Source organism: Pseudofrankia asymbiotica (genome assembly GCF_001983105.1).
Taxonomy (GTDB): Bacteria; Actinomycetota; Actinomycetes; order Frankiales; family Frankiaceae; genus Pseudofrankia; species Pseudofrankia asymbiotica.
Window position 1 is genome coordinate 40,350 of the sequence record NZ_MOMC01000077.1, and the last position, 9,542, is coordinate 49,891.

General features: G+C 77.0%; 4 protein-coding genes. All 4 read right to left on the reverse strand.

The annotated features are described in order from the left end of the window. Nucleotides 1-4: 4 nt before the first annotated feature. A complete protein-coding gene (locus BL253_RS32125; protein ID WP_076821118.1) occupies nucleotides 5-955 on the reverse strand; it encodes an NAD-dependent epimerase/dehydratase family protein in 951 nt (316 codons plus the stop codon). 131 nt (nucleotides 956-1,086) lie between these two features. After that, complete coding sequence (locus BL253_RS32130; RefSeq protein ID WP_338013762.1) at nucleotides 1,087-1,935, reverse strand: DUF6597 domain-containing transcriptional factor; 849 nt, start codon at nucleotides 1,933-1,935, stop codon at nucleotides 1,087-1,089. A gap of 111 nt (nucleotides 1,936-2,046) precedes the next feature. Next, entirely contained in the window at nucleotides 2,047-7,386 is a 5,340-nt protein-coding gene (locus BL253_RS44200; protein WP_241835327.1) for an FtsK/SpoIIIE domain-containing protein, read from the reverse strand. Further along, the gene (locus BL253_RS41950; protein ID WP_131831621.1) at nucleotides 7,383-9,299 is read right to left on the reverse strand and encodes a hypothetical protein; all 1,917 of its coding nucleotides are present in this window, start codon (nucleotides 9,297-9,299) and stop codon (nucleotides 7,383-7,385) included. The genes BL253_RS44200 and BL253_RS41950 overlap by 4 nt, the downstream gene beginning before the upstream one ends. Between the last annotated feature and the right edge of the window lie 243 nt (nucleotides 9,300-9,542).

Below are 9,542 nucleotides of genomic sequence, written 5' to 3' on the forward strand. Positions count from 1 at the left end.
TGAGTCAATGATCATTTCGTGTGAGCCAGTCGGCGTAGTCCGCCACGGTGCGCTCGACGTCGTACTCCGGCTGGAAGCCCGTGTCCTCGCGTAGCCGGGTGATGTCGAGGTGGTTGTCCGGGGGCCGGTCGGGGTTGCGGCCCGGCGGGAGGGTGACGTTCGCGCCCGGGACGGCGGCGTTGATCGCGGCGGCGACCTCGCTGTACCGCACCAGCCGTCCGCTGGAGACGTTGTAGATGCTGTGACTGAGCCTCTCCGCGAGCATGAGCAGCGCGATGGCCCGGCCGCAGTCCTTCACGTAGCAGAGATCCGTGGCGTCCTCGGCATAGGCGAGCGGGCGGGGCGGGGTGAGATCAGGGTCTTCGCCCCGGACCGTCGCGCTGAGCAGGCGGGGAAGCGGGGTGAACGGGTTGTCGGGCACGCCGAGGGGCCCCCAGACTGTGCCGATCCGCAGGTTGACCACGTCGAACCCGGCAGTGGCGCCGGCCACCGTGGCGAACAGCTCCGCGGTCTTCTTGAACACCGGGATCTGGTGCGCCGCCATCACTGGCAGCGGAAGGTCCTCGCGCAACGGGACCTCGTCCACGCCGGCGTACACGGCGATGGAGCTGGCGACGGAGAAGCGCCGCACACCCCACGTCGCGGCCGCTTCGAGCGCGTTGAGGAGGGCCATTGAGTCGGCGCGCAGGTACTCGACCGGGTCGGGCAGGTCGTAGCGGGCCGCCGCGAGGTGCACGATGCCGGTGATCTCGTGCCGCTTGCCGAGGTCGAGGAACGCCGCTTCGTTCGTGGTGTCCAGCGGCTCGACGACGACCCGGCCGGCGGTCTCGTCGGCGAGGTGCTCCGGCAACCGGGTGGACCGGTGCGCGGTGACCACGACCGATTCGCCCAGGTCGAGCAGGGATCGTGCGGTGTGCGACCCGATAGAACCCAGGCCACCGGTAACAAGTATCACTCGCGCCCTCCACAGCGTGTCGAGTCCCGCCGTTCTCGGCTGGTGGGACCAGCCGCGCCGGCTCCCACGCGAACTCGGATCCTGATCAGGGAAGACGCATGATCGAGACGCCCAGCCGCTTGATCGCGACTCTAGGCCGGAGCTATTCGCCGCTCTTGTACGAAACGGCCATCCCGTGGCGGAGCATCGGGATGTAGGACGCGGCGTGCTCGTGCCCGCTGGTGCACGTGGCGCGCGACTGCGCGAGGAACTCGCCGGGCGGCACCCCCGAGGAGCCGGCGGCACTCGCGACTGAGGTGTGCCTGGTCGTGGTACCCGGTCTCCACGGCCCACCGTGCGAGATCGACGCCCGAGGCGCCCCGCAGGGCAATCGACGCCTGGACGCGGGCGACGAAGCCCCGCAGACGCAGGATGCGGTGCAGCTCCTTCGGGCCGACTCCGACCGCGGCCCGGCACCGGCGGCGCAACTGCCGCTCGGAGATCGACAGCAGCCCAGGCAGAGCGGCCGTTCCGCTGCTGTGCCACGGCATGAGATTCCGGACGGCCTCGTTCACCAACGGATCCAGCTCGCCGGCGGACCGCCCGACGAACGACTGGAGCTGAGCGAGCGCGGCCCTCGGTGTGGCGGCTTCCCCGACGAGATCCGTCAGACGAGACACGTCGCGCCAGATATCGATGCCCGCGATGTCCTGATCGACGAGCTCGTCGGCCGACATCCCGACGAGGCCACCGAGCACGCCCGGGCGCAGCCGCACCCCGACGACGGTGCCTCCCGCCGGGATCTCCCGATACATCGCGGTGGTCAGGGGCCCGAGCAGCCGGGGCGCCTCACCGAGCACACATCGCAGCTCGGCGCCCCCGTGTGGCTCGTGCCGCTGCGCCACTGGTCGGTCGCCGACCTGCTGGATCCAGACAGAAGATACAAGCGTGGCCAGCGCGGGCGCCGGAGCGCGCTCCACGTAGGACGATCCTCCGGCCACCCGACCATCCTGCCAGCTTCGGGTGGGTTGTCCTCGTCGGGCCGCGGGCCAGGTAAGGTGACCGGCCCAGGCCGGACCCGGCCGCGGGCCTGGCCGGCTTCTGGCCGACGGTCAGCGCAGCACGGTGTGCGGGATCGTGATGGTGCGCAGCACGCCGGCGGCGTCGATGATGTGGCCGCGGCCGGGGCGGATGCCGGTGCGCAGCAGGCTCTGCGGGATCCGGGTGCCGATCAGGTCGCCGTCGACGGAGCTCTGCGGGGAGAGCAGGACGCCCTGGCGGGAGCGCTTCGCCTCGGCGAGCCAGCCGCCGAGGGCCTGGCCCAGGGCCTCGCCGGTGCCGGCGTAGGCGAGCCCGATCCCGCGCTCCCGGCCGGTCGCGACGACGGCCCGCAGCGGTGGCTCCAGCGGGTTGTTGTACCCGAGCAGGTCCACGTCGTCGACGAGCACGACGACGGGCCGTGCCCCGCCGGGCCGCGTGGTATCGCCGGCCTCGGCGGCCCCGAGCTCCGCGAGCGCCGCCGCGAGGTCCTCGCCGGCGAGGACCGGCCCGGTGACCAGCCGGACGTCCGCGTGCGCCGCGAGCCGGCGCAGCGGCGACTCGCGCGGCGTCACGACCACCAGCGCGGTGCCGCCGGCCAGCAGCGACACGCCCAGCGTCGCCAGCGTCGTGCTGCGTCCCGAGCCGGGCGGCCCGACGACCAGGAAGGTGTGCGACCGGCCGGCGAAGTCGACGACCAGCGGCCCGCCGTCGTCGCCGCCGAGGCCGAGCAGCGCGCGCAGCGGCCGCCGGTCGGCCTCGGCGACCTGCCCGAAGGCCTCGGCGAACGTCACCGTCTCCGGCAGCGCCGCGACCGGGAACGGCACCCGCCCGCCCGGCGCTCCGTGAGTCCCGGCCTCGCCAGCCCCGGCCCCGGCCCCGCCAGCCCCGGCCCCGGCAGCCCTGACCGTGCCGGCTTCGGCCGCCCTCGCCGCTGCCCCGATCCGGCGCAGCGCGTCCGCCTGAGCCTGTCCGGTCGGGTCGGCGGCCAGCAGCGCCACCTGTACCTCGGCCTGGTCCTCGGCGCGCCAGCCGCGGCCGGGCGGGACGACAGCCGGCACCCGGGACGGCTGGAGGTGGATCGTCGAGTAGTCGGAACGCTCGGTCATCCGCAGGACCAGCTTGCTGTCGACCAGCGGGGCCGCCCGGCCGGTGAGCAGCGCGCGCTCCGAGGTCGCGACGAGGTGGACGCCGACGCCCGAGCCCTCCCGCAGCAGCGCCATCAGCACCTCGAGGAGCCGGCCGCCGTCGTGCTCCCCGAGCGTCGCGGCGAGCGAGTCCCAGCCGTCGGTGAACAGCACGAGGTGCGCCGGGCGCTCGGCCGCCGGCACGACGCCGCGCAGCTCCGCGAGCCCGGCGCAGGAGTGCCTGCCCAGCAGGGCCTGGCGGCGGGACACCTCGGCGGCGAGCCGGTCGAGCAGCCGGGCGAGCCGTTCGAGGTCGCCGGCGGGCACGACGGCGCCGGTGTGCGGCAGCTCCGCGAGCACCGCGAGCGCCCCGCCCCCGGCGTCGACACCGTAGAAGTGGACGTCCGCGCTGGAGATCGCCCCGGCGAGCGCGCCCGCGAGGGTGCGCAGCACCTGGGAGCGGCCGGCGCGCGGCGTGCCGATGACGCAGAGGTGCCCGAACGAGGCCAGGTCGCACATCACCGGCACCTGCAGCTGCCGCGCGGGGACGTCCGCGAGCGCGTAGGGCACCGCGGGCAGCGCGCCGGTGCGCGCGGTCGTCGCGCGGTCCGGCCCGGTGTAGCCGATGGCGCGCACCCGTTCGGCCAGCTCGTCGACGAGCAGCCTGGTGCCCAGCGGCGGCAGCCACGGGCTCGGCCGCTGAGCGCCACCCTCCTCGTCGCCGGCGAGCACCGCCGCGGCCCGGATCGCGTCCACGAGGACGTCCAGGTCGGTGGCGGCCGCGTCCTCGGCCGACGCGGCGGCCGGCTCGGCGTCGGTGAACGGCAGTGGCCGGCCCAGGCCGATCCAGCGCAGCGGCACGGCCTCGACCGGCCGCCCGGGGGCCGGCGCCGGGGTGGGGGCCGGGGCGGGCACGCCGCCGGCACCGCCAACCCCGGCACTCGCGGGCGCGTCTCCCGCGCCGGCCGCCGCGGCCGGGGCCGGCGGCGCGGGCAGCACGGGTGGCACGGGCGGCCCGGCTGGGTGGGGCAGCAGCGCCGTCGTGTCCGCGGGGTCGTCGCCGGCCGGGGCGTGCCGCGGCCAGGTGGCGGCCTTCGCCGGCTGAGGCCGAGCACCGGTCTCGGCCCCGGCCGGGCCCGCGACGGGCACCGGCCCGTCGTAGCGACCGCCCGCGTAGGCCGTCTGGAACGGCACGGACGACCGGGCCGCGAGCCGGACCAGCGCCCGGCCGGGGGTCGAGGCCGGCACGAACGCGGCGTCCTGGGTGTCGATGACGTCGGAGCTCTCATGGGTGTCCGTGACCCGCAGCGCGATCCGCAGGTTCGTGTTCGCCCGGATGTCGGCGGTGACGGCGCCACCCGGGCGCTGGGTGGCGAGCACCAGGTGCACACCCAGCGACCGGCCCCGCTGGGCGAGGCTGACCAGGCCGGGGACGAACTCGCGCACCTCGCTGACGAGCGTCGCGAACTCGTCGATGACGATGACGAGGCGGCCGAGTGACGGCAGCGAGGGGTCCCTGGCACGCAGCGTCCGGTACTGCGCGAGGTCCTTGGCGGCGGCCGCGGCCAGCACCTCCTCGCGGCGGCGCAGCTCGGCCGCGAGCGACTCCAGCGCGCGGACGGCGAGCGCCGCGTCCAGGTCGGTGACCATCCCGAGGGTGTGCGGCAGCCGGACGCAGCCGTGGAACGCGCTGCCGCCCTTGTAGTCGACCAGGACGAAGCCCAGCTCGTCCGGGTGGTTGCGCGCCGCGAGCGCCGCGACGAGGGTCTGCAGCAGCTCGGACTTGCCGGCGCCGGTGGTCCCGGCGACCAGGGCGTGCGGGCCGTCGCGGACGAGGTCGAGCACGAACGGCCCGTCGAACCCGGCCCCCAGCGGGAACGCGGTCGTCGCGGGGCGGGCCTGCCAGGCGCCGGCGATCCGGCCGGCCATCTCGTCCGGTCCCGCGTCGGCGAGGCCGAGCAGGTCGAGTAGCCGGACCTCGCCGGGCAGCCCGCCGGAGTCGTCCGGGGTGACGTCGCGCAGCGGGCACATCGCCCGGGCGACCTGGTCGCACCATGCCGGTGTGACCAGGTCCAGGCGCACCCCGCGAAGCTCCGGGGCGTCCGACTGGCGGACCGTCAACCCGTCGCCGTCCACCCGCACGACCGCGGCGCACTCCTCCGGCAGCAGCCGCTCGTCCGCGTCCAGGCACAGGGCGAAGACCCGGACCGCCGGGCCCTCCTTGAGGACCTGCACGACGCCGGGGACGTCGCGCAGCCGCCGGGCGCCGTCGAGGACGACGACCACGTCGGGCTCCCGGAACAGCACCTGGCCCATAGTCGACCCGCGTGCCTTCGTGCGCGCCTTGACGAGTGCGACGAGCTCGGAGACGCGGTGCGCGACCGTCTCCGGGTCGGTGCCGACGAACGCGTACGGCGCACCGGGCGTCGGGCCGTCGGCCGGGCTCGGCCGGGCGTGCGGCAGCCAGCGCACCCAGTCCCAGCAGGCCTCCCCCAGCCCGTCGGCGAGAATCTCGACGCGCACGTCCCGGGGGCTGTGCAGGACGCAGGCCTGCGCGACCAGCCAGCGGGCCAGGCCGCCCACCGTCCCCGCGGGGCCGGCGACGCCGACGACCCCGCGGCCGGCCAGGTCGACGAGCACGGGGACGTCGGGGACGGTCCAGCGCACCTCACGGGAGAATCCGTCAACCGTCGGGTCGTCGATCTCGATCAGGGACGGCTGGTCGGCGGTCCCGACCCGGAGCACCAGGTGGTCCGGGTCGGCGCGGCGGCGTTCCCACAGCCGCCCGCCCGGCCCGGTCGCGGTGAGCCACGCGGCCGCCGGGTCGGGGGCCGCCTCGCCCCTGGCCAGCTGCTCCGCGGCGACGGCGGCGGCGAGTTCGCGGTCCACCTCTGCCCGGCGGGCACGGTAGCGGGCGGCCGCGACGCGGTACTGGCGGCGCCCGCCGCGCCGGTCGGTGTACCAGTTCGCCACGCCCATGAGGGGCGCCATCGCCATGATGATCAGAAAGTAGGTCGACCCGAAGAGCCAGACGAACGCCACACCCATGACGAGTGGCGACAGCATCATCACCAGCGGGATAGGGCGGCGCGACGGCGGCGACGGCGGCGACGGGTAGCGCTGCCGGGAGTAGAGCAGCGGCGGCACGATCCGCGGCGGCCGGTTGAAGTCCCGGCCCACGACGTCGACCGAGGGGGTCACCGCGGCGTCCGGCTCGAACGGGTCGACGAGCCGCAGCAGGGTATCGCCCACGGCGAGGTCCGTGCCGACCGGCCACGGCGACGACGGCGACGGCCGGCCGGTGGCCGCCCGGCGAGCGGACGCTCGGCCGGCGGTCCCGGCGTCCGGGCTGTGCTCGCTCGCGGCGGTGGTGATCCCGCCGGGCGCGGGCGCCGGTGTCGCCTGGTCAGCCGTGCGCCCGGGCTTGCGGCGGGGGTCCCCGTGGTGGTTGACGTTCGTCGCCAGCTGGTGCTCGTCGGTCCGGCGGGCCGGTGGCGCGAACGGACGGGCGAGCCGCGCGGCGCGCCGGCGGGAGTCGCCCGCCGAGGTCGCGGCCAGGCTCGGTGGGCCGTCGGGCGCCGGCCAGCTCACCGAGGTGTCACCGGTGTGGCCGACGTGCAGCGCCGGCCCCCACTCGGGCAGCCCGTCGAGCCGGATCGGGCAGCCCGCCGCCGAGCCGATGCCGTGCACGCCCGGCCCCACGGCCCACACCTGCCCGGCGTGCGGACCGCCGACCGCGCGCACCTCGTACCAGTGCGGCTCGGCGGCCGCCGACGGCTCGCCACTCGCCGCCGCCAGCGCCGTGTCCCGCCACGGCGGCGCTGGCCCGACGGACGGCGCCGGGGCGCCGACGCCGAGCCGGGCGCCACCGGCCAGACCGGACTCGCGCAGGGTCGCCAGCGGGTCGAGCCGCGTGCCCTCAAGGTAGAGGTCGAGCTCACCGGCGCCGGCGCCGGCCATGACGCCTGAGGCGGCCTCGCCTGGGATGGCGTGGTTCGCGGTGGCGCGGTACGGAGCTGTCCGCTCCGGATGGGCCGCGTCCAGAGTGGCCGCGTCCGGAGACACACGATCCAGGAAGGCGCCGTCGCCTGCCGGACGCGGCGGGCCCGGAGGCCGCGGGCCGGGAAGCGGCGGGCCGGGAGCGAGATCGGCGGTGAGGTCCTGGGTGAGCCCGGCCGCGACCGTCGCGATGGTGCTCGACGGGCTGGCCGCCAGCGCCACGTCGAGCTCGGCGCCGGACGGGAGGGTGACGGTCAGCGGCACCGATCCCACAGACGACGTCGTCATCGCGCGGCCTCCCTCGCCGGCGGCGTCGCCGACGCCGACGCCGCCGTCGCCGTCGCCGATGTGGTAGCCGGGTCGGCGTCGCCCGGCGTCGCGTCGGGCTCGGCGAGGTCGGACGCGTCAACCGGGATGGTCACCCCGGGGTCTCGTCCGGGCCTGGCCGGACCGGAACCCGGCGGCGGCGCGTGGTGGCGCGGGTCCGGCGACGTCGCCGCCGGCGCTGCCGTCGCCGAACCCGCCGTCGACTCCAGCGGGGCCGCGGCGGCCGGCGGTGACGCGGGCGGTGACGGTGAGCGGAACGGCGCCGGCGGCATGGGCCACGCTGGTGGCACCGGCACCGCTGGCGGCACGGGTTGCGCTGGCGAGACCGGCCGCGCCCGTGGCGTGGGCTCCCCCGGTGGCGGCGGCTCGGCCAGTGGGGTGAGCTCCCCCGATGGCGGCGGTGACGTTGGCGGCACCGGCGACACCGCCGGTCGCGTCGGCGAGTGAACAGGCGACGGCGCCGGAAGCGCGGGAAGCGCCGGAAGCGCCGCTCCGGGAGCCGGCCACGTCCCCGGAGCGCGCCCCGCCACGGGAGACGGCGGTGTTCCGGGGAACGGCGGCATGGGCATCGAGCCTCCCGTCGGCGGCGGCCAGAAGTGCGGAGCCGGGGGCATGGGAGACGAGGGAAACGGCCTGGCCCCGCCGGACGGCGACGGCGACGGCGACGGCGACGGCGCGAGCAGCGCCGCGGCGGGAACCGGAACCCCCGCCGGCGGCGGCCAGGAGCCCCGCGGGACCGGCGGAAGAGGCGCGGGTTCTGATCCCGCGGGAGCGTTCACCGCCGGCACGGCTGTTTGCCCGTTCCGGGCGTTCGGGGCCGGCGCTGCGGTGGTCTTCTCTCGCCGGCGCTCAGCCGTGCGGCGCAGCGCCCGCGCGAGCGCGCGCTCGAGTGGCGCCGCGTCCACGGCCACGCCGAACTCCGGTGCGGTCAGCCCGCCCACGTCGTCGAGCACCAGCCGGAAGCCGGCGCCCGGCCAGCCGCCGGCGACCAGCACTCGCAGCGCTGGGTCCCGTTGGGCCGCGGCCGCGAGCCGGCCGGCCTCGGCGCCGTCGGGCCGGGCACAGACCAGCACGGTGAACGAACCCGTCGAGGCTTCGCCGCCGTCGCCGGGCCCCCCGGCGGTCCGGGGCCACTGGCCGGCGGCGATCGATGTGCTCGGGAGCTCCCCGAGTGCCGTGGCGAGCGTCGGACCGCCGTAGCCGGGCAGCACGTCGTCCGTGACGACCAGTCGCGCCGGGCGGCCGGTGGCCGGCAGGCCGGCGGCGAGCTGTGCGGCGATCATCGCGGCGAGGCGACGGGCCGCCTCGGGTGGGCCCTCGATGGTGCCAACGGCGGGCAGGGCGGCGAGGTCGAGCAGGACGAGCGCCCGCCGCCTGCCGCGCCCGGTAACGCCGACGGCGGCCAGGAGGCCCGGCGCGGGCCCGTCCGTCCTGTCGCCGCCCGCGGCCAGCAGCTCGGGGCGACCGGCCGTCCACCGACCGGGGCCGGCGGGGCGCCAGGGCGCGCCCAGGCCACGCTTCGCGTCGCGGGAGGACGGGTCATCGTGGCTTCGCGCCGCCGCGCCGGGGCCGGACCGGGCGGGCCGCAGCGTCGCGCCGACACCCACCTGCGCCCGACCGGCGGCCAGCAGATACGGACGGCCGGAGACCCGCGCGCCGGCCACCGCGGCGAAGGAACGCCCGCGCAGCGCCGGCACCTCGGCGTCGAGCAGCGCGGCGGCCGCGAACCGTACCCGCAGCCAGTAGCGCGCCGGCCGCCAGACCACGATCGCGAGATCGACCGCGGCGCCGCGCAGCGAGCGGGCGAGCCAGGCGGTGGCCCGCTTCCAGCCGACCGCCCTGGAGAACGCCTGGGCGCCGAACAGGGCCACCACGACCGCCACCGCGATGGGTCAGGACGACGAGGATCACGTGCCGGTGGCTGGAGATCAGCCCGGTCGGGCCGAACAGCGCCGCGCCGGCGGTCACCGCCGCGCCGGCGGTCACGGTCGTCACCGGCGTCCCGCCGGCTCCGCCGCCACCGGTGGCGTGGGTGGCGTGGGTGGCGTGGGTGGCGTGGGTGGCGTGGGTGGCGTGGGTGGCGTGGGTGGCGTGGGTGGCGTGGGTGGCGTGGGTGG